This is a genomic window from Pseudomonas sp. CFBP2511, from assembly GCF_030209255.1.
GTDB classification, from domain to species: domain Bacteria; phylum Pseudomonadota; class Gammaproteobacteria; order Pseudomonadales; family Pseudomonadaceae; genus Aquipseudomonas; species Aquipseudomonas avellanae.
In genome coordinates this window covers 87,948-111,240 of record NZ_JARVSI010000020.1, presented here as the reverse complement: position 1 = coordinate 111,240, position 23,293 = coordinate 87,948, and the positions used below count along the sequence as shown (strand labels likewise).

Genomic DNA, 23,293 nt, shown 5'->3' with positions numbered 1-23,293 from the left:
ATTCCTTTCGCAAATTCGCAAGGTTCATGTCAGACCGCAACCAGAACGACGGCACCGAGTACCAGAACGGCACCCACGGCGATCGAGGCAGCATACCAACGCAGCTGGCCGGTCTCGGTACGGCTCATGGTGTCATGACCGCCTTTGACCAGACGTGGGATCAAGCCGATGGTGCGGTCGAACGGATCGCTACGCAGCACATGACTGATCGCCAGATAGGGTTTGACGAAAAGCTTGTCGTAGATCCAGTCGAAGCCCCAGGCCGCGAACCACCAGGCCGAGAGGAAACGGCCCGGACCGCTGTTGGCGATAGCCGTTGCCAGACGACGCTTGCCGAGAAACAGCAACGCGGCCAGCAGGATACCGGCCAGGGCGATGGCACCCGAGGCTATTTCCAGGCTGTGCTTGGCTTCGCCACCGGCGTGGCCCACGCTTTGTGGCAGAACACCGGCCAGTGGCGGGGTGATCAGCGCACCGATGAACGTCGACAGCACGATCAGCACCGACAGCGGCAACCAGTGGGCAATACCGTGACCGGCGTGCGCTTCGGTTTTGGCTTCACCGTGGAACGCGATGAAGATCAGGCGGAAGGTGTACAGCGAGGTCATGAATGCACCCGCCAGACCGGCATACAGCAAGCCGTTGTTACCGCTGGCAAACGCTTCCCAGAGGATCTCGTCCTTGGAATAGAAACCTGCAGTCAGCAACGGCAGTGCGGACAGGGCAGCACCACCGACGATGAAGCTGGCGTAGGCCAGAGGCAGTTTCTTCCACAGGCCGCCCATCTTGAAGATGTTCTGCTCGTGGTGGCAGGCAACGATGACCGCACCGGACGCAAGGAACAACAGAGCCTTGAAGAAAGCGTGAGTCATCAGGTGGAAGATCGCGCCTTCCCAGGCACCGACGCCCAACGCCAGGAACATGTAACCTATCTGGCTCATGGTCGAGTAGGCGAGGATACGCTTGATATCGGTCTGTACCAGCGCTGCGAAACCTGCCAGCACCAGCGTGACGCCGCCCACGATGCCGACCAGGTGCAGAATGTCCGGTGCCAGCGCGAACAGGCCATGAGTCCGCGCGATCAGATAGACGCCCGCGGTAACCATGGTTGCTGCGTGGATCAGTGCCGAAACCGGGGTCGGACCGGCCATTGCGTCTGCCAGCCAGGTTTGCAGCGGCAACTGTGCAGACTTGCCAACAGCACCACCAAGCAGCATCAGCGTTGCCAGCACGATCCAGAAATCGCCGACCTTGAAGTGTTCTGGTGCCTTGACCAGCAGTTCCTGCACGTTGAGTGTGCCCAACTGCTGGAACAGGATGAACAGGCCTATGGCCATGAACACGTCGCCGATTCGCGTTACGATAAACGCCTTGAGTGCTGCGTTACCGTTGTTGCGGTTGCTGTAATAGAAACCGATCAACAGGTAGCTGCACAGGCCCACGCCTTCCCAACCGAAGTACAGGAACAGCAGGTTGTCGCCCAGAATAAGGAACAGCATGCTGGCAATGAACAGGTTGGTGTAAGCGAAGAAGCGCGAGTAACCGGCCTCGCCGCGCATGTACCAGGACGCAAACAGGTGGATCAGAAAGCCCACGCCAACCACCACGCCCAGCATCGTGACGGACAAACCGTCCAGATACAGCGCAAAGTTGGGCTGGAAGCCATCAACGTCCATCCAGCGCCACAGCACTTGGGTGTAGTGACCACCTTCTGGCGGCGCTACATTGAATTGCCAGATGACCCAGGCCGTGACGATGGCTGACAGGCCGATAGAGCCGACGCCAATCAGCGCCGCGAGGTTTTCCGAGATGCGTCCGCGAGAGAACGACAGCAACAGAAAGCCGATGAGGGGGAATACGAAAGTCAGAAAGAGAAGATTCATCCGCGCATCTCGCTGGCAGCATCGATATCGAGAGTGTGGAAGCGGCGATACAGTTGCATCAAGATCGCCAGGCCGATACTGGCCTCGGCTGCCGCAAGGCTGATCACCAGGATGAACATGACCTGCCCATCCGGTTGCGCCCAGCGACTGCCGGCAACTACAAACGCCAGAGCAGCGGCGTTCATCATGATTTCCAGGCTCATCAACACAAAGAGAATGTTGCGGCGCACCATCAGGCCGACCAGACCCAGGCAGAACAGGACCCCGGCAACCGCCAGACCGTGTTCAAGAGGGATAGCATTCATTGGCTTGGCTCCTTGGCCTCGTTGCGGCCCAGATGGAATGCCGTGATGGCTGCAGCGAGCAGCAGCATCGAGGCGAGTTCCACCACCAGCAGATAAGGCCCGAACAGGCTGATGCCGACCGCCTTGGCGTCGACCGTGGTGTGACCGATGGCAGCGCCGGTCGGATTGGCGAACAGGACGTACAGCAGCTCGGCCAGCAACAGCGTGCCGAGAATCACCGGGCCAATCCATATGCCGGGTTTGAGCCAGGCGCGCTCCTGCTGAACCGAGGCCGGGCCCAGGTTCAGCATCATGACCACGAAGACGAACAGGACCATGATCGCGCCCGCGTAGGCGATGACTTCCAGTACCCCGGCAAATGGCGCGCCGAGGCTGAAAAAGGTCATGGCTACAGCGATCAGCGAAATGATCAGGTAGAGCAGGGCATGCACCGGATTGGTGTTGGTGATCACCCGCAGGGTGGACACAACAGCGATTCCGGATGCGAAGTAGAAAGCGAATTCCATCTTTACTTCCTTAAGGCAGCAAGCTCTTGACGTTGATCGGCTCGGCTTCATTCTGTGCGGCGCCCTTGGGCTTGCCGCCGATGGCCATACCGGCCACGCGATAGAAGTTGTAGTCAGGGTTCTTACCGGGACCGGAGATCAGCAGATCTTCCTTCTCGTAGACCAGATCCTGACGCTTGAAGTCGGCCATCTCGAAGTCCGGCGTAAGCTGGATTGCGGTAGTCGGGCAGGCTTCTTCGCACAGGCCACAGAAAATGCAGCGCGAGAAGTTGATACGGAAAAAGTCCGGATACCAGCGCCCGTCCTCTGTCTCGGCCTTTTGCAGTGAAATACAACCCACCGGGCAGGCCACGGCGCACAGGTTGCAGGCCACGCAGCGTTCTTCTCCGTCAGGGTCGCGAGTCAGAACGATACGGCCACGGTAACGCGGTGGCAGGTAGACCTGTTCTTCGGGGTATTGCAGGGTGTCGCGTCTGCGGAAGCCGTGACCGAACACCATCACCATGCTGCGCAACTGGGTACCAGTACCCTTAACGATGTCGCCAATATATTTGAACATGGGTCAAATCCTCACTGAACCGAGCCTGCCGGTGTGTTCAACAACACAATCGCAGCAGTCACCAGCAAATTGATCAGGGTCAGCGGCAGACAGAACTTCCAGCTGAAATCCATGACCTGGTCATAGCGCGGGCGCGGAATGGAAGCGCGCAGCAAAATGAACAGCATGATGAAGAACGCGGTTTTCAAGGCGAACCAGAAGAACGCAAGCGATGGCAGAATATCGAACGGACCATGCCAGCCACCGAAGAACAGCGTGACCAGCAGCGCCGAGATCAGGATGATCCCGATGTACTCGCCCACGAAGAACATGCCCCATTTCATGCCGGCATATTCAATGTGGTAGCCATCAGCCAGTTCCTGCTCGGCTTCCGGTTGGTCGAACGGGTGACGGTGAGTCACCGCGACGCCTGCGATGAAGAAGGTACAGAAGCCGAAGAACTGCGGAATGATGAACCACAGGTTCTGCGCCTGATACTCAACGATGTCGCGCATGTTGAACGAGCCGACCTGAACCACAATGCCCATCAGCGCCAGGCCCATGAACACTTCGTAGGATACGGTTTGCGCCGAGGCGCGCAAGCTGCCCAGCAGGGCAAACTTGTTGTTGCTCGACCAGCCCGCGAACAGTACGGCATACACCGACAGACCGGCCATGGCGAAGAAGAACAGCAGGCCGATGTTCAGGTCCGCCACGCCCCAGGTCGGGGTGATCGGGATGACCGCAAAGGCGATCAACAAGGCGCTCATGGCAACCACCGGCGCCAGGGTGAAGATCACCTTGTCGGCGAACGGTGGGGTCCAGTCTTCCTTGAAGAACATCTTCAGCATGTCGGCTGCGATCTGGAACATGCCGAACGGACCGACGCGGTTCGGACCATAACGGTCCTGCCACCAGCCCAGCAGACGACGTTCCACAAAGCTCAACAGCGCACCGCAGACCACGACGGCCAGCAACACCACGATGGCCTTGACCACTGCAATGATTGCGTCGATCACATCAGGGGTAAACCAGGTCATTGCGCTGCCTCCTGCAGACCGTCAACGGATTTGCCGAACAGTGCTGGCGGAATGCCAGGCAGTCCTGCCGGCAATGCTACAAGGCCCGCGCCCAGTTCTTCACTGATGCGCAACGGCAAGGTCAGCGTTTCGCCGCCGATGCTCAAGGAGAGCAGGGCTCCGTCGTTGACGCCGAGACGATCGGCTTCGGATTTGGCCACTGCGACATAGGCCTGCGGAATGCGTTCCTGAACCGGCGCGGCCAGGGACGAGGTTTCGTCGCTGCCGAACAGGTGGAAGAACGGCACGACCTGCCAGGTACCGCGCTCTGGAGAGAAGGCGCGTGGCACGCTGGAGAACCACGAGAGGCCATCGCCTTGGCTTTCGATCAGGCGAGTACCCGGGTCGCCGGCACGCAGATGACCACCGACTTCGTCCTGAAACTTGTTCCAGGCCTGCGGCGAGTTCCAGCCCGGCGACCAGGCGAATGGCACCTGTTGACGAGGCTCGGCCGAGCCCGAGTAGCCTTCCATGGAGAACGAGAAAGCTGTGTCGATGTCTTGCGAGGTGCGCGGCTCATGCACGCTGATGTTGGCTCGCATCGCGGTACGGCCGCTATAACGCAGCGGTTCGCGAGCCAGTTTCAGGCCCTTGATACGGAACGAGGCAGACGGCGCAGCGTTGACGATACCGGCCAGTTGCGCAGTGCTGCCGGCGCAGGCTTCGGTGACGTGATCGAGTTGCGTCCAGTCAACAGGCTTGTTCAGCAAAGTCGCGCGCAGGGCATGCAGCCAGCGCCAGCCTTCGTGAACCAGAATGCTGGCATCGAGGTAGGTCGGATCGAACACCTGGAAGAAGCGTTGGGCGCGGCCTTCCTGGCTGACCAGCGTGCCATCGCCTTCGGCGAAGCTGGCAGCCGGTAGAACCAGATGCGCACGATCACTGGTTGGGGTTTTCTGATGGTCGGCGACAATCACGACTTTCGCAGCGCTCAGCGCAGCGTCGACGATTTTGGCGTCTACACGGCGATACAGATCGTTTTCCAGCACCACGATGGCGTCGGCTTTGCCGGAAATCACTGCCTGCAGTGCGGCATCGACGGAATCGCCACCAAACATCGCCAGACCCATGCTGTTGGCTTCCGGCACGATCAGGCTGATAGAGCCTTGCTTGTCACGCAGCTTCAAGGCCTTGGCAATGTTTGCCGCCGCTTCGATCAGCGCTGTCGACCCCAGCGAACTGCCGGAAATGATCAGCGGACGTTTGGCAGCAAGCAGGGCATCGGCAATACGTTGCGCCAGTTCCAGCGCCTCGCTGTCCAGGCCTTCGACGGCCGGTGCGCTGGCATCCAGTGCGTGGGCAACCGCGAAGCCGATGCGCGCGAGGTCATCGGGCGCGGCGTGTACGCATTCTTCTGCGATGTCGTCGAGTCGGGTTTCAGCCAGGCTGGCGATGAACAGCGGGTTCAGTTCATGCTGACCGATGTTCTTCACAGCAGCATCGAGCCACGGCTGGACTTTCATCGCCGCCGCCATGTCTTCTGCCTTGCCCTTGACGGCCTGGCGCAAGCCCAGCGCCATGCGCGCGGCGGTCTGGGTCAGGTCTTCGCCGAGCACGAAAATGGCGTCGTGATCTTCGATGTCACGCAGGGTCGGAATCGGCAGCGGGCTGTCGTTGAGCACCTTGAGGATCAGGCGCACACGTTCCAGCTCACCGGCCTCGATGCCACTGTAAAAGTGTTCGGCCCCGACCAGTTCACGCAGTGCGTAGTTGCTTTCCAGGCTGGCGCGAGGCGAGCCGATGCCGACAATGTTACGACCGCGCAACAGGTCTGCGGCCTTGTCCAGGGCTTCATCCAGGCTCAGTTTGACCTGACCGTCGACCAGCAACGGCTGACGTGGACGGTCGGTGCGGTTGACATAGCCATAGCCAAAACGGCCACGGTCGCACAGGAAGTACTGGTTGACCGAACCGTTGTAGCGGTTTTCGATGCGGCGCAGTTCACCGTAACGTTCGCCCGGGCTGATGTTGCAACCGCTGGAGCAGCCGTGGCAGATGCTCGGCGAAAACTGCATGTCCCATTTGCGGTTGTAGCGCTCGGAGTGAGTCTTGTCGGTAAACACACCGGTCGGACAGACCTCGGTGAGGTTGCCGGAAAACTCGCTTTCCAGCGTGCCGTCCTCGACGCGGCCGAAGTACACGTTGTCGTGCGCGCCGTAAACGCCCAGATCGGTGCCGCCCGCGTAGTCTTTATAGAAGCGCACGCAGCGATAGCAGGCGATGCAGCGGTTCATCTCGTGCGCGATGAACGGCCCCAGTTCCTGATTCTGGTGGGTACGCTTGGTGAAACGATAACGGCGCTCGTTGTGGCCGGTCATCACGGTCATGTCTTGCAGATGGCATTGACCGCCTTCCTCACAGACCGGGCAGTCGTGGGGGTGGTTGGTCATCAGCCATTCGACGACACTGGCACGGAAGGCCTTGGATTCATCATCTTCGATGGAGATCCAGGTGTTGTCGGTGGCTGGCGTCATGCAGGACATGACGATACGACCACGGGTGTCGTTCTCGTCGGTGTACTGCTTGACCGCGCATTGGCGACACGCGCCAACGCTGCCAAGGGCGGGGTGCCAGCAGAAATAAGGGATGTCGAGGCCCAGCGACAGACATGCCTGTAACAGGTTGTCTGCGCCATCGACTTCGAGCGCTTTGCCGTCTACGTGGATAGTAGCCATGGTTCAAAGGTCTTCGTTGGCCCGTTGTCAGCGGGCGTGGCTAATGGAATCTCGGTAGTACCCGTATCGTTCAGCCCGCGAGGGCGTCAGCAGGTACGAGGACGGCGGCCCGAACAGCCGCCGACCGGTGTGTCTTGTTATGCGCCGACCACGGTCGGACTTTTACCCGGAACAAGCATGGCTGCGCTGGCGGGCGCAATACCGGCTTCGAACTCCGAACGGAAATACTTGATCGCACTGCCCAACGGTTCAACGGCACCTGGTGCATGAGCACAGAACGTCTTGCCAGGGCCGAGGAAGTTGACCAGGCCGAGCAGGGTTTCGATATCACCCGGCTGGCCGTGACCGTTCTCGATGGCACGCAGTATTTTCACGCTCCATGGCAGGCCATCGCGACATGGGGTGCAGAAGCCACAGGACTCCTGAGCGAAGAACTCTTCCATGTTGCGCAGCAGCGATACCATGTTGACCGAGTCGTCGACGGCCATTGCCAGGCCGGTGCCCATCCGGGTGCCAACCTTGGCGATACCGCCTGCGTACATCTGCGCGTCCAGATGCTCCGGCAGCAGGAAACCAGTCCCTGCACCTCCGGGCTGCCAGCACTTGAGCGTGAAGCCGTCGCGCATGCCGCCGGCGTAGTCTTCGAACAGTTCGCGGGCCTGAACACCAAACGGCAGCTCCCACAGGCCAGGGTTTTTCACCTTGCCGGAGAAGCCCATCAGCTTGGTGCCGTGATCTTCACTGCCTTCGCGAGCCAGCGACTTGTACCAGTCGTTGCCGTTGTTGACGATGGCCGGCACGTTGCACAGGGTTTCGACGTTGTTGACACAGGTCGGCTTGCCCCACACGCCTACCGCAGCAGGGAAGGGCGGCTTGGAGCGGGGGTTGGCGCGGCGACCTTCGAGCGAGTTGATCAGTGCGGTTTCTTCACCGCAGATGTAACGACCCGCGCCGGTGTGCACGAACAGCTCGAAATCGAAGCCGGTGCCAAGAATGTTCTTGCCCAGCAAACCGGCGGCCTTGGCTTCAGCCACGGCACGGTTCAAGTGCTTCGCTGCCGTCACGTATTCGCCACGCAGGAAGATATAGCCGCGATAGGCTTTCAGGGCGCGGGCACTGATCAGCATGCCCTCAATCAGCAGATGGGGCAGTTGCTCCATCAGCATGCGGTCTTTCCAGGTGTTGGGCTCCATCTCGTCCGCGTTGCATAGCAGGTAGCGGATGTTCATGGATTCGTCTTTGGGCATCAGGCCCCACTTCACGCCGGTGGGGAAGCCCGCACCGCCGCGACCCTTAAGGCCGGAATCCTTGACCGACTGAACGATATCGTCAGGGGCCTGCTGGGTCAGCGCCTTGCGCGCCGCCGCATAGCCGTCTTTGGTCTGGTACTCGTCGAGCCAGACCGGCTCGCCGTCATCGCGCAAACGCCAGGTCAGCGGATGGGTTTCTGCCGTGCGCGCAATGCGGTTGGCAGGGCCGAAGGACGTGATGGTCATAGGTAACCCTCCAGCATTTTGGCAACGGTAGCAGGCTGTACATCGCCGAAAGTGTCGTCATCGACCATGACGGCCGGGGCTTTGTCGCAGTTGCCCAGGCAGCAGACCGGCAGCAGCGTGAAACGACCATCGGCGGTGGTTTGCCCCAGGCCGATGCCCAGTGAGGTCTTGATCTCGTCCACCACGTTTTCGTGGCCGCCGATGAAGCACACCATGCTGTTGCAGACGCGAATGATGTGCCGCCCAACAGGTTGGCGGAAGATCTGACTATAGAAGGTGGCAACGCCTTCGACGTCGCTGGCAGGTATGCCCAGCAGATCGCCAATGGCGTAGATGGCACCGTCGGGTACCCAGCCACGTTCTTTCTGAACGATTTTCAGGGCTTCGATGGACGCCGCACGCGGGTCTTCGTAATGGTGCAGCTCGTGCTCGATGGCCGAGCGCTCGGTTTCGCTCAAGACGAAACGGTCAGTCTGAATCAGCGGGCTATTCATGCTTAGCGGTCCACGTCGGCCATAACGAAATCGATACTACCCAGATACGCGATCAAGTCCGCGACCATGCTGCCCTGGATCACCGAAGGGATCTGCTGCAGGTGCGGGAAACTTGGGGTGCGGATCCGGGTACGGTAGCTCATGGTGCCGCCGTCGCTCGTCAGGTAATAGCTGTTGATACCCTTGGTCGCTTCGATCATCTGGAAGGATTCGTTAGCCGGCATGACCGGACCCCACGAAACCTGCAGGAAGTGCGTGATCAGGGTTTCGATGTGTTGCAGCGTGCGCTCTTTCGGCGGCGGGGTCGTCAGCGGGTGATCCGCCTTGTACGGGCCTTCCGGCATGTTGCGCATGCACTGGTCGATGATCTTGATGCTCTGGCGCATCTCCTCGACGCGGACCATGCAGCGGTCATAGGCATCGCCGTTCGCGGCCAGCGGGACTTCGAACTCGAAATTCTCGTAGCCCGAGTAAGGACGGGCCTTGCGCAGGTCGAAGTCGCAGCCGGTGGAACGCAGGCCAGCACCGGTGACGCCCCATTCCAGGGCCTCTTTGGTGTTGTAGGCAGCGACGCCGACGGTACGGCCTTTGAGAATGCTGTTCTGCAGGGCGGCCTTGGTGTATTCGTCGAGGCGCTTTGGCAGCCAGTCGACGAAGTCCTTGACCAGTTTTTCCCAGCCGCGTGGCAGGTCGTGAGCAACCCCGCCGATGCGATACCAGGCCGGATGCAGGCGGAAGCCGGTGATGGCCTCGATCACGGTGTAGGCTTTCTGGCGGTCGGTGAACGTGAAGAACACCGGCGTCATGGCGCCAACGTCCTGAATGTAGGTGCCCAGGAACAGCAGGTGGCTGGTGATACGGAAGAACTCGGCCATCATGATGCGGATGACGTCGACTTTCTCTGGCACCTTGATGCCCGCCAGCTTTTCGACCGAGAGCACGTACGGCAGGTTGTTCATCACGCCGCCGAGGTAATCGATACGGTCGGTGTACGGGATGAAGCTGTGCCAGGACTGACGCTCGGCCATTTTCTCGGCACCACGGTGGTGGTAACCAATGTCCGGAACGCAGTCGACGATTTCTTCGCCGTCCAGTTGCAGGATGATGCGGAATGCACCGTGAGCAGAAGGGTGGTTCGGCCCCAGGTTGAGGAACATATAGTCCTCGTTCTGGCCGGAGCGCTTCATGCCCCAGTCTTCCGGGCGGAAGCGCGCGGCTTCTTCTTCCAGTTGCTGTTTGGCGAGGGTCAGGCTGTAAGGGTTGAACTCGGTTGCGCGGGCAGGGAAGTCCTTGCGCAGCGGGTGACCTTCCCAGGTAGGCGGCATCATGATGCGGCTCAGGTGCGGGTGGCCCGGGAAGTCGATACCGAACATGTCCCAGACTTCGCGCTCGTACCAGTTGGCATTCGGCCAGATGCTGGTGATGGTCGGCACGCTCAGGTCGCTTTCGGACAGCGCCACCTTGATCATCACGTCGCTGTTTCGCTCGATCGACAGCAGGTGATAGAAAACGGTGAAGTCGGCACCCGGCAGGCCCCGGCGATTAGTGCGCAAACGCTCGTCAACGCCATGCAGGTCGTAGAGCATGGAGTAAGGCTTTGGCACGTTACGCAGGAACGTCAGGATTTCGAACAGTCGGGCGCGCTCGACCCACAGCACAGGCATGCCGGTGCGCGTCGGCTGGGCAGTGAAGGCCTCGGCGCCAAAACGGTTATTCAGTTCAACGACGACATCTTGGTCGTCAGCCTTGTAAGGCGGGATGTACAGAGCGTTGTCTGCAGTCATAGGTCTCAATCACTTCGGTCAACGTACAGAATCAACCCCGGTTCCTGTCTTTTTTATAAGAAGAACGGGCTGTATCAGACTTCGTCGGGGCTGCGCAGGTTGGTCACCTGAATACGCTGTTCGCGGCGCTGTTCCTTTTGCGATGGCATCTCGGCGCGGTATACGCCTTGATCACCGACGACCCAGGAAAGAGGGCGACGCTCCTTGCCGATGGATTCCTGCAGCAGCATCAGGCCTTGCAGAAAAGCTTCGGGGCGGGGCGGGCAGCCGGGCACGTAGACATCCACGGGAAGGAATTTATCCACCCCCTGGACCACTGAGTAGATGTCGTACATGCCACCGGAGTTGGCACACGAACCCATGGAAATGACCCACTTGGGTTCGAGCATTTGCTCGTAGAGACGCTGGATGATCGGCGCCATCTTGATGAAGCAGGTACCGGCAATAACCATAAAGTCCGCCTGCCGTGGCGATGCCCGGATGACTTCGGCACCAAAGCGTGCGATGTCATGGGGCGCCGTGAAGGCGGTGGTCATTTCCACATAGCAGCACGACAGACCGAAGTTGTAGGGCCACAGAGAGTTTTTACGCCCCCAGTTGACCGCACCGTTCAGCACGTCTTCCAGCTTGCCCATGTAGATGTTTTTGTGGACTTGGTCTTCTAACGGATCGGAAACGGTTTCCCGCTTGCCGATGGGGTACTGCTCGTTAGGAGCGTCCGGGTCGATCCTGGTGAGATTATATTGCATCGCCAAAGCCTCATTGTTTCAGCTTCGCTTGCCGATTACGGCGACCTTCAGGAGCCCAGTCAAGAGCGCCAACCCGCCATAGGTAGACAAGACCTGCCAACAGAATTGCTATGAAAACGAGAGCTTCGACGAATCCGGTCCAGCCGCTTTCGCGGACGGACACAGACCAGGCAAAGAGAAAAAGGGCTTCGATGTCAAAGATCACGAAAAGCATCGCGACCAGATAGAATTTTGCGGAGAGCCGCAGACGCGCACTGCCGGTAGGCAGCATGCCGGATTCGAAAGGTTCGTTCTTGCTGCGGCCCCAGGCCTTGCTGCCGAGCAGGCTGGACAGGCCGAGCATGAAGGCGCAGAGGCCGACAACACCCAAAAGGAAAATGGCGAAGCCCCAATTATGGGCAATCAGACCTGTCGATTCGGGCATGCTGGCAGTCCTTATTAGAGAGCAAAGGTCTCTGTGCTTGATAAAGAGTCGAGGCAGTGACGAAATGTCGCAGTGCGGTCAACGAATTGATTTTATGTGCAAACAGTTGGCAAGTAAATTTTCTACATCAAATTTATTCAAGGAATTAATCGCAGGTGGGCCCTTCAAGCCTCTGCAGAGCCTGTGGGGCGGGCATTAGCAGGGTTTTCGTTAATTATGTTTCTGGAGCACGAAAAGGGCCTAAAGGTAATTTGAATGATAATTGATATCATTTGAGCGCCTTTAATAGTTCGTCACGGGAGGGTGGGGTCCTAGTTACAGGCTGCGTTACAAGTGACGACCGTTTAATCATGTGTCATTTGTAGCATCCGGACGCGAACTTCGGGTTGTCTGAAATCAATACAGGCAATATCCGACACAAAAAACAGACCGTCCTTACGGACGGTCTGTTTTTTCAACGCATTGCGCGGTGTGTCAGTGGAATTGCTCTTCTTCTGTGGAGCCAGTCAGCGCGGTGACCGATGACACGCCGCCCTGGATCACGGTGGTCATGTCATCGAAATAGCCGGTGCCCACCTCCTGCTGGTGGGCCACAAAGGTGTAGCCTTTGGCCGCGTCGGCGAACTCCTGTTCCTGTAGCTTCACGTACGCCGTCATGTCGTTGCGGGCGTAGTCATGCGCCAGGTTGAACATGCTGTGCCACATGTTGTGGATGCCTGCCAGGGTGATGAACTGGTGCTTGTAACCCATGGCCGAAAGCTCGCGCTGAAACTTGGCGATGGTCGCGTCATCGAGGTTTTTCTTCCAGTTGAAAGAGGGCGAGCAGTTGTAGGAGAGCAACTGATCCGGGTACTCCTTCTTGATCGCTTCAGCGAAGCGACGCGCCTCGTCCAGATCCGGTTTGGCGGTTTCACACCAGATCAGGTCGGCATAAGGTGCATAGGCCAGGCCGCGAGAAATCGCCTGATCCAGGCCCGCGCGGACCTTGTAGAAGCCCTCGTGAGTGCGCTCGCCGGTCACGAACGCCTTGTCGTAAGGGTCGCAGTCCGAGGTCAGCAGGTCGGCGGCGTTGGCGTCGGTGCGCGCCAGAATAATCGTGGGCACACCGGCGACGTCGGCCGCCAGGCGCGCAGCCACCAGTTTCTGGATCGCCTCCTGAGTCGGAACTAGCACCTTGCCACCCATGTGCCCGCATTTCTTAACCGAGGCCAACTGATCTTCGAAGTGCACACCCGCTGCACCGGCCTCGATCATGTTTTTCATTAGCTCGTACGCATTCAGCACGCCACCAAAGCCTGCCTCGGCATCCGCCACGATGGGTGCGAAGTAGTCGATGTAGCCTTCGTCGCCCGGCGTTTTACCGGCTTTCCATTGAATCTGGTCAGCACGTCGGAATGAGTTGTTGATGCGCTTGACCACCGTCGGCACCGAGTCGACCGGGTACAGCGACTGATCCGGGTACATGGATTCGGCAGAGTTGTTGTCGGCAGCCACTTGCCAGCCGGAAAGGTAAATCGCCTGAATGCCGGCCTTGACCTGCTGCACGGCCTGACCGCCGGTCAGAGCGCCCATGCAGTTGACGAAGTCCTTGTCCGGTCGAAAAGAGGGCCTGGCACCTTGGGTCACCAGATTCCACAGTTTGTCCGCACCCAGTCTTGCGAAGGTGTGCTCGGGTTGAACCGAGCCACGCAAGCGGACTACATCGGCTGCAGAGTAGGTACGGGTGACGTTTTTCCAGCGCGGATTTTCGGCCCAGTCTTTTTCGAGAGCCGCTATTTGTTGTTCGCGTGTCAGTGCCATTTGGATACCCCAAGAAGTAGGTCTTGATCAGAAGTCCTGCTCCGCCAAAAAGCCTCGTTTACCGAAGGCACTGTAGATGGCTGCTCGCTGCTCAGAGAGCGACGATCGAAGGGTTTTTGCGAAGCCTTCGATCAGCGGGAGCGAGGCAATCATGCATCGGGGGGTAGGGGGCGTCAAACGTTTTGTAGTGCTTTTTTACTTTCACTACATAATTGTAGGGCAAGACTGGTGAGTCACTAAAAGTCCCGAAGGTACTGGCTTTCGTGCCAGTCCAGGCTATTCGAGGCTTTCGACCTTCACGCGCAAAATCATGTCGCTGCGACCCTGAGTCGAATAGCGTTGGGCAAAGCCTCTCTGATCGGCAGCGGATTGATCGCTATTGCTCGCCAGTGTGATCCACTCGCCGAGACGGCCGCTCACCTGGCTGTCGGTACTTTGCACCTTGATGGCGTCAGGGCGTTCCTGGCTCATGCGGTCATGGTTGGTGCTGATGGTCAGGTGAACGGTGTCGCCGGTCACGCTGGCCGTGACATAGAACCCTTGGGTGACATTGCGGTATTCAGTGTTGCTCTGTGAGTAGCCGTAGGAGTCTGTGGACGAAGACGTCAGCGGGACGCTCTGTCCGACCTGAATCAATGCCGGCGTACCTTCGCTGGTCTGAACCTGCTGCACGCCGCCGCCGTCGCGGCTCGCGGTGCCGTAATCGATAACGCGTGAGCCATTGCTGCTGCTCGTGGCGTTTTCGCTGGTGTCGACGCTGATCAGCAAGCGCTTTGGCGCGGTATCCAGTTGCGATATCAGGCTGCGAAGTTCTTCGATCTTGCGCGAATCTGCATTGACGATCAACTGATTGCCATAGGCGCTGACTGAACCGTCGGCACCCAGAAAAGATTTGGCCACCGGTAGCAGATCAGCGCTGGTGCGGTAGTTGAGTGGGACCACTTCGGTCGCAGCGAGGGTCTGAGCGCTGAATGCGATCAGTACTGAGGTGAGCACTATGTTAAGCAGGTTACGGATTGACATGTTCATTCTCCGCGGTAAGCGCGTAAAGCATGAGTTAGCCACTGTATCGGCCATAAGGGATCAGGCTGAATGGCCCGCCACAAAAAAGCCCTGCCGTTTTTCGTTTCGACCTTGGCGGCGTCGAGCGGAAGAGGGCAGGGCGATCATTATGTAGTGCCGTGAAAAGCGCCTACATACTCAGTTTTCAGGTGTTTCGCGGCGCATCTCGACGTGCGGTAAACCGGCTTCGAGAAACTCGTCACTGACCACGGTAAAGCCGAAGCGCTGGTAAAACTCGACAGCCTGCACCTGAGCGCTGAGCTTCAACGGCTTGAGCCCGCGTTGCTCGGCTTCGTGAATCACCGCGCTGAGCAATGCCTCGCCGACCTTCAGGCCACGCCAGTCCTTTAGCACAGACAGGCGACCAATTTCACCATCGGGCAGCAGGCGGGCGGTGCCTACTGCGTATTCCCCTTCATATGCGAGAAAGTGCACAGCCCCGGCGTCCTCGGCATCCCATTCCAGTTCGGGTGGCACGGACTGCTCGGCAATAAATACCGAATCGCGTATGCGCCGGATATCGGCGTTGTTCTTCTGCCATTGGGCGACAGCTACAGTGACTTTATTCATCGGCGAATCCCAGGCTTCCTTGTTTTACGAGTTCGCAAAGCAGATTGCGTCCATCGTCATCGGCCAACCATTGGCCGAGGTTTTCACTGTGCAATGCGTCGGCGGCACAGATCAGTTTCAGCAGCTCACGCAGGCTGCCCGGCAACAAACGGCTCTGACCACTGGCAAACAGTAGCAGATCGTCGTCGACTTCAGACCAGGCCAGCCTTGCACTCGGGTTGCGAATCAGTACAGCGCCCTGTTCGAGGCTGTCGAGCAGGTCGGCCTCTTCCAGCTCCGGGCCGGTGACCAGTTCCGGGTAGCGTGGCTCGGTCATGAACTGGCCAAACCAGGTGAGCAGCAGGCGTTCGTCGCTCATGTGCTCGGCCAGCAGCGCTTTGAGGCGGTCGAGTGCGTCGTGCTGGATCTGATGCGGATCGCTGACCGGCTGCGCATCAGCGTCGGTGTAGCGCTCTTCGTCTGGAATGAACTGGCTGAGGAAGTCGGTGAAGTGGGTCAGCACTTCCGCAGCGCCAGGGGCGCGGAAGCCAACCGAATAGGTCAGGCAATCGTCAACAGCGACGCCGCAATGGGCCAGGCGTGGCGGCAGATAAAGCATGTCACCGGGTTCCAGCGTCCACTCTTCGGTTTTTTCGAATTCGGCAAGGATGCGCAGGTCGGCGTGCTGCAGCAACGGGCTTTCGGCATCGCACATCTGGCCGATCTGCCAATGGCGCTTGCCGTGGCCTTGCAGCAGGAACACGTCGTAATTATCAAAATGCGGGCCGACGCCGCCGCCAGGTGCGGCATAGCTGATCATCACATCGTCAATACGCCAGCTTGGCAGAAAACGGAAGTTTTCCAGCAGTTCACTGACTTCCGGAACGAACTGGTCCACGGCCTGCACCAGCAGGGTCCAGTCGCGCTCGGGCAACTTGCTGAATTCGTCTTCGGCGAACGGGCCGCGACGCAGCTCCCAGGGGCGTTCGCCGTTTTCGATGACCAGGCGTGACTCGACTTCTTCTTCCAGAGCCAGGCCGGCCAGTTCGTCTGCATCGATCGGGCTTTGAAAGTCCGGCAAGGCCTGACGGATCAGAAGCGGTTTTTTCTGCCAGTAGTCACGCAGGAAAACGCGTGCACTGATGCCGCCCAGAAATTGAAGAGGAATATCAGGATTCATGTGTAAGCCCTTGAAATGAAAACGCCCGGCACAGCCGGGCGTGTGCAATTTTTTTGCGTGTCAGATGCGCTTGGCCTGGGCTGCCGCATTGCCGATGTAATTGGCTGGCGTGAGCTTCTTCAGCTCTGCCTTGGCTTGGGCAGGCATATCCAGACCGTCAATGAAAGTTTGCAGTGCTTCAGGGCCGATGCCCTTGCCGCGTGTCAGTTCTTTCAATTTTTCATACGGGTTTTCGATGTTGTAACGACGCATTACGGTCTGGATCGGTTCGGCCAGCACTTCCCAGCAGGCGTCCAGATCGGCCGCAATGCGTTGCTCGTTCAATTCCAGCTTGCTGATGCCTTTGAGGCTGGCTTCGTAGGCAATCACGCTGTGTGCAAAGCCAACGCCCAGATTACGCAACACGGTGGAGTCGGTCAGGTCGCGCTGCCAGCGGGAGACAGGCAGCTTGCTCGCCAGGTGCTGGAACAGCGCATTGGCGATACCCAGGTTGCCTTCGGAGTTTTCGAAGTCGATCGGGTTGACCTTGTGCGGCATGGTCGACGAACCGATTTCGCCAGCGATGGTGCGCTGCTTGAAATAGCCCAGGGAGATGTAACCCCAGATATCGCGGTCGAAGTCGATCAGGATGGTATTGAAGCGCGCAACGGCGTCGAACAGCTCGGCAATGTAGTCGTGCGGCTCGATCTGCGTGGTGTAGGGGTTGAAGCCCAGGCCCAGTTCGTCTTCGATGAAGGCGCGTGCATTGGCTTCCCAGTCGATATCGGCATAGGCAGAAAGGTGGGCGTTGTAGTTGCCGACCGCGCCGTTGATCTTGCCCAGCAAAGGCACTGCGGCGATCTGGGTGATCTGGCGTTCCAGGCGGTAAACCACGTTGGCCAGTTCCTTGCCCAGCGTAGTTGGGGAGGCTGGCTGGCCGTGGGTGCGCGAAAGCATCGGCACGTCGGCGAAGCGGATTGCCAGTTCGCGGATTGCGTCGGCAATCTGGCGCATCAGCGGCAGCATCACGGTGTCGCGGCCTTCGCGTAGCATCAGAGCATGGGACAGGTTGTTGATGTCCTCGCTGGTGCAGGCAAAGTGAATGAACTCGCTGACGTTCTCCAGTTCCGGCAGCTTGGCAGCCTGTTCCTTGAGCAGGTATTCCACGGCCTTGACGTCGTGGTTGGTGGTGCGCTCGATTTCCTTGACGCGCTCGGCGTGCTCCACCGAAAAGTCTTCAGCCAGAGTATTGAGAATGGCATTGGCTTGCGCGGAGAAGGCCGGAACTTCGGTGATCTGTGGGTGAGCCGCCAGGCGCTGGAGCCAGCGGACTTCAACCATCACGCGGAAACGGATCAGGCCGTATTCGCTGAAAATAGGGCGCAAGGCTTGGGTTTTGCCGGCGTAGCGGCCGTCAACAGGGGAAACCGCAGTGAGCGAAGAAAGCTGCATGGGATGCTCTCGGACAGTCTGGCAACGAAAAGGGCGCACATCATACATGAAAAGTCAGCAGGACCGGAGTCCGCTGACTCGCGTAGAGCGCGTCGTGCCTGAGGTGGTGAGGGTTACTGGTGCACGGCGGATCAGCCGTGCAGCAACGGATAGAGTTCTTTCAATAGCTTGCGACGGCTGAACACCAGCTGCCAGCGATGACCGCCAACTTGCCGCCACAGCCGCGCAGAGCGAATACCTGCCAGCAGAATGGCACGGATCTTCGACGCGTTGTTCGGTTGCTGCAGGTTGCGCATGTCGCCCTGCACCTGAATACGCTGGCGCAGGGTGCTCAGGGTGTCTTCGTAAAGTGCGCCGGTCGCGGCGATCACGTTTTCGTGAGCGATGCCGAAATGTTCGACCTGCGATTGAATCACCGGGATGCGTTTGCCAATGATTTCGAGCAGGTCGTCGCGCTTGGCCAGTTGTCGCTCCAGGCCGAGCATCGACAGGGCATAGCGCAGCGGCTCGCGCTGCAGTGTCGCCGGGTCGCGCTCCAGAGCGCTGGCCATGGCGCGATAGCCCTCATGCAGATTGAGGTCATCACCGCCGTAGACGTCCAGCGTGTCTTTCGGGTCGACCACCAGCAGGCTGCCGAGCATGCAGCTCAGTGCCGCTTCGCTGACCTGGCCGGTCTTGGCGATCCGATCAACCAGCACGGCGGCTTGAAATACGCCACCCAGAGCGATCAGTTGTTCCTGAATCGGGGTCATCAACGCTTGTCCTTGCTGGTCCAGGGTTCGGCAATTTCGATCACGCCGCCGCCCAGACAGATTTCGCCATCGTAGAACACCACGGACTGGCCGGGCGTTACAGCGCGTTGCGGGTCATCGAATGTGGCCCGGTAGCCGCCAGCGGTTTTTTCCAGCATGCACGGCTGGTCGCTCTGGCGATAACGGACTTTTGCGGTGAGTTTGCGCGGGCTGCTCAGGTCGATCGGGTTGACCCAGTAGATTTCCGAAGACACCAGCGCCCGCGAAAACAGCCACGGATGATCATTGCCCTGGCCAACGATCAGTTCGTTGTTGTCCAGGTCCTTGACCAGCACGTACCACGGGTCGTCGCTGGCGTCCTTGAGGCCGCCAATGCCCAGGCCCTGGCGCTGACCGATGGTGTGGTACATCAGGCCACTGTGGCGACCGATGACTTCGCCTTCGGTGGTCTTGATGTCGCCGGGTTGGGCGGGCAGGTATTGGCGCAGAAAATCGGTGAAGCGGCGCTCGCCAATGAAGCAGATGCCGGTGGAATCCTTCTTCTTGGCCGTCGCCAGGCCGTGTTTCTCGGCAATGGCGCGCACTTGCGGTTTTTCCAGCTCGCCTACCGGGAACAGCGTCCGGGCGATTTGTTCGCCACCGACGGCATGCAGGAAGTAGCTCTGGTCCTTGTTCGGATCCAGGCCCTTGAGCAGCTCGGTACGCCCGTCGATATCGCGACGGCGCACATAGTGGCCGGTTGCAATCAGATCGGCGCCCAGCATCAGGGCATAGTCCAGAAAGGCTTTGAACTTGATTTCCCGGTTGCAGAGGATGTCCGGGTTTGGCGTGCGTCCGGCCTTGTACTCTTCGAGGAAGTGCTCGAAGACGTTGTCCCAGTACTCGGCGGCGAAGTTGGCCGTGTGCAGCTTGATACCGATCCTGTCGCACACAGCCTGGGCGTCTGCCAGGTCTTCGCGGGCGGTGCAATATTCCGTTCCGTCGTCTTCTTCCCAGTTCTTCATGAACAAGCCTTCCACCTGATATCCCTGCTCCATGAGCAGTACGGCGGAAACGGAAGAGTCCACGCCGCCGGACATGCCGACTATGACGCGCTTCATTTCTGAGTTCGAGGGGGCTGGATCACGCATGGGGGTTCAACGGCTGACCTGTAAAAGGACGCGATTCTATCAGGCTGAGGGCGTCGAGTCTCACGCCTTGTCGCGCAGCAGGTCGAGACTGAAATGTTCGGCGTCGAGGTAATCGTCGAGGCAGCGCATTACCAGTTCGCTGCGCCAGCGCTCCTGTTGGGCCAGCAACTCGTCGCGAGTCAGCCAGATCGCGCCGAGTATGCCGTGGTCCAGCTGATACTCACAATTGTGGCGCAGGGCTTTGGCGGCGAAGCAGATTCGCTGATAGGTCACGCCATTGCTTGGCGCGGTGTACAGGTAAATACCCACCACGCTGGTCAGTTCGACGTCCCAGCCGGTTTCTTCCAGGGTTTCCCGCACTGCCGCACATTGCAGGCTCTCATTCGGGTCGAGATGCCCGGCAGGTTGATTGAGTACGGCGCGGCCGCCTTTCATTTCCTCGACGAACAGGAAACGGCCCTGATCCTCGACGATGGTGGCGACGGTAACATGGGCTTGCCAGGTCATGGGTTGATCCTCTGCTTGCAGTCTATGGGGTGCCGGTGTTTCAAGCGCTTGAATGCAAAAGCCCCGACACGCAGGCCGGGGCTTTTGGTTGGGCAACGAGGTAAAGCGTCGCGCCGGTTTGCCGTTTACGCTTTCAACGCATCGATAGCTGCGTTGAGCGTTGCGCTAGGGCGCATGGCTTTGCTGGTCACTTCCGGGTTGGCGAAATAGTAACCGCCAATGTCCACTGGCTTTCCTTGAACGGCATTCAGCTCGGCAACGATTTTTTCTTCGTTGTCGGTCAGGGTCTTGGCCAGAGGCGTGAACTGCGCTTTGAGGTCTGCGTCGTCATTCTGAGCAGCCAGTGCCTGAGCCCAGAACAGGGTCAGGTAGAAATGGCTGCCGCGGTTGTCGATACCGCCGACCTTGCGCGAAGGCGACTTGTTGCGATCCAGGAACTCGCCAGTGGCCTGGTCGAGGGTTTTGGACAGAACCAGTGCTTTCGGGTTGTTATACGCGTTACCCAGGTGCTCCAGCGAGGCCGCCAGGGCCAGGAACTCGCCCAGCGAATCCCAGCGCAGGAAGTTTTCTTCAACGAACTGCTGAACATGCTTGGGAGCCGAACCGCCGGCGCCGGTTTCGAACAGGCCGCCACCGTTCATCAGCGGAACGATCGACAGCATCTTCGCGCTGGTGCCCAGTTCCATGATCGGGAACAGGTCGGTGAGGTAGTCGCGCAGCACGTTACCGGTCACCGAAATGGTGTCCTTACCGGCGCGAGTGCGCTCCAGGGTCAGCTTCATGGCGTCGACTGGCGAAAGAATCTGGATGTCCAGGCCCGACGTATCGTGGTCGCCCAGGTACTTGCGGACTTTCTCGATCATCACGCTGTCGTGGGCGCGGGAAGCGTCCAGCCAGAAGATGGCCGGCGTGTTGCTGGCGCGAGCGCGGTTGACCGCCAGTTTGACCCAGTCCTGGATCGGCGCGTCTTTGGCCTGGCACATGCGCCAGATATCGCCCGCTTCGACGTTCTGTTCCATCAGCAGGTTGCCTTGGCCGTCGGTCACACGAACCACACCATTGGTCTGGATGTGGAAAGTCTTGTCGTGGGAGCCGTATTCTTCGGCTTTCTGCGCCATCAGGCCAACGTTCGGTACGCTGCCCATGGTGGTAGGGTCGAAAGCGCCATTTTTCTTGCAGTCTTCGATGACGGCTTGATAGATGGTGGCGTAGCAACGATCCGGGATCACTGCTTTGGCATCGTGCAGTTGGCCGTCTGTGCCCCACATCTTGCCCGAGTCACGGATCATGGCCGGCATCGATGCGTCGACGATCACGTCGCTCGGTACGTGCAGGTTGGTGATGCCCTTGTCGGAGTTGACCATCGCCAGCTGTGGACGAACCGCGTAGACCGCTTCGATGTCAGCCTTGATTTCCGCCTGTTTCTCGGCAGGCAGGGCGCTGATGCGCTCGTAAAGGTCACCGATGCCGTTGTTCAGGCTGAAGCCGATCTGTTTCAGCGTGTCAGCGTGCTTGGTCAGCGCATCCTTGTAGAACTCGGCGACGATCTGACCGAACATGATCGGGTCGGAGATCTTCATCATGGTGGCTTTCAAATGCACCGAGAACAGAACGCCTTGCTTGCGGGCGTCCTCGATCTCGGCGGCAATGAAGCTGCGCAGTGCTTTGGCGCTCATGACCGAGCAGTCGACGATCTCGCCGGCCTTCAGGGCCGTTTTTTCTTTCAGGACGGTGGTGGTGCCGTCCTGAGCGACCAGTTCGATCTTTACAGTGCTGTCAGCTTCGATCTGCGCGGCTTTTTCGCTGCCGTAGAAGTCGCCGTTGCTCATGTGCGCAACGTGGGCCTTGGAGTCGGAAGCCCAGGCGCCCATTTTGTGCGGGTGCTTGCGCGCGTAGTTCTTGACCGACAGTGGGGCACGACGATCGGAGTTGCCTTCGCGCAGAACCGGGTTTACAGCGCTGCCCTTGGTCTTGTCGTAACGCGCGCGGGTTTCTTTTTCCGCGTCAGTGGCAGGGTTTTCCGGGTAGTCGGGGATGTTGAAGCCCTGCTCCTGAAGCTCCTTGATGGTCGCTTTCAGTTGTGGGACCGAAGCGCTGATGTTAGGCAGCTTGATGATGTTGGCTTCTGGCGTGGTGGCCAGTTTGCCCAGCTCGGCGAGATGATCCGGCACTTGTTGATCGGCGCCAAGCGACTCCGGGAAGCTGGAAAGAACACGGCCCGCCAGAGAGATGTCGCGCGTTTCCACGTCGATATCGGAGGAGGCTGTGAAAGCTTCGATGATAGGCAGCAGCGAGTAGGTGGCGAGGGCCGGAGCTTCGTCGGTGAAGGTGTAGATGATCTTCGAGCGGTTGGACATTCGTATTAACTCTCTGTTTTGCTGAGCATGCACAAAATCTCGATACGCGCAGGGTATGCACTCTTGCCCACGGTTCGGCCATGAGCCCAGGTCGAGGTTTATTCGCGGTGATGTTGGGTGCATCAGTCGAGCGTCAAGCTGTCAGGCCAGGTAGCGACCCGACGCATAAGAAGGTTGAGGGTCTGGTTTCAGACGGGTCAGCCTTTATGACTCTGCGGTCACGGCGCGAGTATATCAAACCATTGGCACCAAGCATTAATGCTATGCGTGCTATCGAATAATGAATATCCGCCGTTGGTCGAAGGTGCCGATGGGCAGGCATGCATTCAGGGGTGCGACATGCGTCAGGCAGGCCCGCTGGATGGCAGGTTATTCAAGGGAGGGGAGAAACAGTGACATTCTGTTACGGGTTCCGCACTTCGAGCGATGGTGGCGCGCTTTTGGTCGGGGCATCCGCGGTGCAATAACCGCTAATTCGATACCCTGGGGAGTCACGACGGTTTGAGGAGAGCAAAACTGCAGCGTCTTCAAGGTCCGGCATAATCTCATTGCGCACTGTAGGCAATCCTGCCAGCTGAGCCGACGATCAGGG

Annotated in this window: 20 protein-coding genes; all 20 read right to left on the bottom strand. The window is 59.1% G+C overall.

Features of this window, described 5'->3' with window-relative positions; translation table 11 throughout:
- Positions 1 to 29 precede the first annotated feature (29 nt).
- The gene (nuoL, locus tag QRN38_RS17105) at positions 30 to 1,883 is read right to left on the bottom strand and encodes an NADH-quinone oxidoreductase subunit L (protein ID WP_005619065.1); all 1,854 of its coding nucleotides are present in this window, start codon (positions 1,881 to 1,883) and stop codon (positions 30 to 32) included.
- The gene (gene nuoK, locus QRN38_RS17100; RefSeq protein ID WP_003380111.1) at positions 1,880 to 2,188 is read right to left on the bottom strand and encodes an NADH-quinone oxidoreductase subunit NuoK; all 309 of its coding nucleotides are present in this window, start codon (positions 2,186 to 2,188) and stop codon (positions 1,880 to 1,882) included. Before nuoK ends, nuoL begins: the two co-directional genes overlap by 4 nt.
- Entirely contained in the window at positions 2,185 to 2,694 is a 510-nt protein-coding gene (nuoJ, locus tag QRN38_RS17095) for an NADH-quinone oxidoreductase subunit J (RefSeq protein ID WP_003380113.1), read from the bottom strand. The genes nuoK and nuoJ overlap by 4 nt, the downstream gene beginning before the upstream one ends.
- Before the next feature lie 10 nt (positions 2,695 to 2,704).
- Complete coding sequence (nuoI, locus tag QRN38_RS17090) at positions 2,705 to 3,253, bottom strand: NADH-quinone oxidoreductase subunit NuoI (RefSeq protein ID WP_057419080.1); 549 nt, start codon at positions 3,251 to 3,253, stop codon at positions 2,705 to 2,707.
- 11 nt (positions 3,254 to 3,264) lie between these two features.
- The gene (nuoH, locus tag QRN38_RS17085) at positions 3,265 to 4,272 is read right to left on the bottom strand and encodes an NADH-quinone oxidoreductase subunit NuoH (RefSeq protein ID WP_003411662.1); all 1,008 of its coding nucleotides are present in this window, start codon (positions 4,270 to 4,272) and stop codon (positions 3,265 to 3,267) included.
- Positions 4,269 to 6,986, bottom strand: coding sequence for an NADH-quinone oxidoreductase subunit NuoG (gene nuoG / locus QRN38_RS17080; RefSeq protein ID WP_057419079.1), 2,718 nt, complete (start codon positions 6,984 to 6,986; stop codon positions 4,269 to 4,271). Before nuoG ends, nuoH begins: the two co-directional genes overlap by 4 nt.
- A gap of 137 nt (positions 6,987 to 7,123) precedes the next feature.
- Positions 7,124 to 8,482: an NADH-quinone oxidoreductase subunit NuoF gene (nuoF, locus tag QRN38_RS17075; RefSeq protein WP_011104514.1), complete on the bottom strand. Its 1,359-nt coding sequence runs from the start codon at positions 8,480 to 8,482 to the stop codon at positions 7,124 to 7,126.
- Entirely contained in the window at positions 8,479 to 8,976 is a 498-nt protein-coding gene (gene nuoE / locus QRN38_RS17070) for an NADH-quinone oxidoreductase subunit NuoE (protein ID WP_003380120.1), read from the bottom strand. The genes nuoF and nuoE overlap by 4 nt, the downstream gene beginning before the upstream one ends.
- A gap of 2 nt (positions 8,977 to 8,978) precedes the next feature.
- Positions 8,979 to 10,760 (bottom strand): NADH-quinone oxidoreductase subunit C/D, encoded by a 1,782-nt coding sequence (nuoC, locus tag QRN38_RS17065; protein ID WP_057419078.1) that lies wholly within the window; start codon positions 10,758 to 10,760, stop codon positions 8,979 to 8,981.
- 74 nt (positions 10,761 to 10,834) lie between these two features.
- A complete protein-coding gene (locus tag QRN38_RS17060; RefSeq protein ID WP_002554012.1) occupies positions 10,835 to 11,509 on the bottom strand; it encodes a NuoB/complex I 20 kDa subunit family protein in 675 nt (224 codons plus the stop codon).
- A 10-nt stretch (positions 11,510 to 11,519) separates the two neighbouring features.
- Positions 11,520 to 11,933 (bottom strand): NADH-quinone oxidoreductase subunit A, encoded by a 414-nt coding sequence (locus QRN38_RS17055; RefSeq protein ID WP_002554011.1) that lies wholly within the window; start codon positions 11,931 to 11,933, stop codon positions 11,520 to 11,522.
- A gap of 474 nt (positions 11,934 to 12,407) precedes the next feature.
- Positions 12,408 to 13,733, bottom strand: a complete 1,326-nt coding sequence (aceA, locus tag QRN38_RS17050) for an isocitrate lyase (protein ID WP_005619058.1) — start codon at positions 13,731 to 13,733, stop codon at positions 12,408 to 12,410.
- A gap of 276 nt (positions 13,734 to 14,009) precedes the next feature.
- On the bottom strand, positions 14,010 to 14,756 hold the full coding sequence (locus QRN38_RS17045) for a secretin N-terminal domain-containing protein (RefSeq protein WP_057419076.1): 747 nt from the start codon (positions 14,754 to 14,756) through the stop codon (positions 14,010 to 14,012).
- A 177-nt stretch (positions 14,757 to 14,933) separates the two neighbouring features.
- Complete coding sequence (locus tag QRN38_RS17040) at positions 14,934 to 15,365, bottom strand: GNAT family N-acetyltransferase (protein ID WP_005767420.1); 432 nt, start codon at positions 15,363 to 15,365, stop codon at positions 14,934 to 14,936.
- Complete coding sequence (locus tag QRN38_RS17035; protein ID WP_007246030.1) at positions 15,358 to 16,524, bottom strand: ribosomal protein uL16 3-hydroxylase; 1,167 nt, start codon at positions 16,522 to 16,524, stop codon at positions 15,358 to 15,360. The genes QRN38_RS17040 and QRN38_RS17035 overlap by 8 nt, the downstream gene beginning before the upstream one ends.
- 60 nt (positions 16,525 to 16,584) lie before the next feature.
- The gene (gene purB / locus QRN38_RS17030) at positions 16,585 to 17,955 is read right to left on the bottom strand and encodes an adenylosuccinate lyase (protein WP_003380132.1); all 1,371 of its coding nucleotides are present in this window, start codon (positions 17,953 to 17,955) and stop codon (positions 16,585 to 16,587) included.
- Between the two features lie 131 nt (positions 17,956 to 18,086).
- Complete coding sequence (gene hflD / locus QRN38_RS17025; RefSeq protein WP_005767416.1) at positions 18,087 to 18,707, bottom strand: high frequency lysogenization protein HflD; 621 nt, start codon at positions 18,705 to 18,707, stop codon at positions 18,087 to 18,089.
- Positions 18,707 to 19,837, bottom strand: coding sequence for a tRNA 2-thiouridine(34) synthase MnmA (gene mnmA, locus QRN38_RS17020; RefSeq protein WP_007246032.1), 1,131 nt, complete (start codon positions 19,835 to 19,837; stop codon positions 18,707 to 18,709). Before mnmA ends, hflD begins: the two co-directional genes overlap by 1 nt.
- Positions 19,838 to 19,897: 60 nt before the next feature.
- Complete coding sequence (locus tag QRN38_RS17015) at positions 19,898 to 20,344, bottom strand: NUDIX hydrolase (protein WP_007246033.1); 447 nt, start codon at positions 20,342 to 20,344, stop codon at positions 19,898 to 19,900.
- Positions 20,345 to 20,469: 125 nt separating this feature from the next.
- A complete protein-coding gene (locus QRN38_RS17010; protein ID WP_005767410.1) occupies positions 20,470 to 22,701 on the bottom strand; it encodes an NADP-dependent isocitrate dehydrogenase in 2,232 nt (743 codons plus the stop codon).
- Between the last annotated feature and the right edge of the window lie 592 nt (positions 22,702 to 23,293).

Coding starts and splice junctions, on each gene's coding strand:
- nuoL (WP_005619065.1), bottom strand. CDS start 1,883: ATGAATCTTCTCTTTCTGACTTTCGTATTCCCCCTCATCGGCTTTCTG.
- nuoK (WP_003380111.1), bottom strand. CDS start 2,188: ATGAATGCTATCCCTCTTGAACACGGTCTGGCGGTTGCCGGGGTCCTG.
- nuoJ (WP_003380113.1), bottom strand. CDS start 2,694: ATGGAATTCGCTTTCTACTTCGCATCCGGAATCGCTGTTGTGTCCACC.
- nuoI (WP_057419080.1), bottom strand. CDS start 3,253: ATGTTCAAATATATTGGCGACATCGTTAAGGGTACTGGTACCCAGTTG.
- nuoH (WP_003411662.1), bottom strand. CDS start 4,272: ATGACCTGGTTTACCCCTGATGTGATCGACGCAATCATTGCAGTGGTC.
- nuoG (WP_057419079.1), bottom strand. CDS start 6,986: ATGGCTACTATCCACGTAGACGGCAAAGCGCTCGAAGTCGATGGCGCA.
- nuoF (WP_011104514.1), bottom strand. CDS start 8,482: ATGACCATCACGTCCTTCGGCCCTGCCAACCGCATTGCGCGCACGGCA.
- nuoE (WP_003380120.1), bottom strand. CDS start 8,976: ATGAATAGCCCGCTGATTCAGACTGACCGTTTCGTCTTGAGCGAAACC.
- nuoC (WP_057419078.1), bottom strand. CDS start 10,760: ATGACTGCAGACAACGCTCTGTACATCCCGCCTTACAAGGCTGACGAC.
- QRN38_RS17060 (WP_002554012.1), bottom strand. CDS start 11,509: ATGCAATATAATCTCACCAGGATCGACCCGGACGCTCCTAACGAGCAG.
- QRN38_RS17055 (WP_002554011.1), bottom strand. CDS start 11,933: ATGCCCGAATCGACAGGTCTGATTGCCCATAATTGGGGCTTCGCCATT.
- aceA (WP_005619058.1), bottom strand. CDS start 13,733: ATGGCACTGACACGCGAACAACAAATAGCGGCTCTCGAAAAAGACTGG.
- QRN38_RS17045 (WP_057419076.1), bottom strand. CDS start 14,756: ATGTCAATCCGTAACCTGCTTAACATAGTGCTCACCTCAGTACTGATC.
- QRN38_RS17040 (WP_005767420.1), bottom strand. CDS start 15,365: ATGAATAAAGTCACTGTAGCTGTCGCCCAATGGCAGAAGAACAACGCC.
- QRN38_RS17035 (WP_007246030.1), bottom strand. CDS start 16,524: ATGAATCCTGATATTCCTCTTCAATTTCTGGGCGGCATCAGTGCACGC.
- purB (WP_003380132.1), bottom strand. CDS start 17,955: ATGCAGCTTTCTTCGCTCACTGCGGTTTCCCCTGTTGACGGCCGCTAC.
- hflD (WP_005767416.1), bottom strand. CDS start 18,707: ATGACCCCGATTCAGGAACAACTGATCGCTCTGGGTGGCGTATTTCAA.
- mnmA (WP_007246032.1), bottom strand. CDS start 19,837: ATGCGTGATCCAGCCCCCTCGAACTCAGAAATGAAGCGCGTCATAGTC.
- QRN38_RS17015 (WP_007246033.1), bottom strand. CDS start 20,344: ATGACCTGGCAAGCCCATGTTACCGTCGCCACCATCGTCGAGGATCAG.
- QRN38_RS17010 (WP_005767410.1), bottom strand. CDS start 22,701: ATGTCCAACCGCTCGAAGATCATCTACACCTTCACCGACGAAGCTCCG.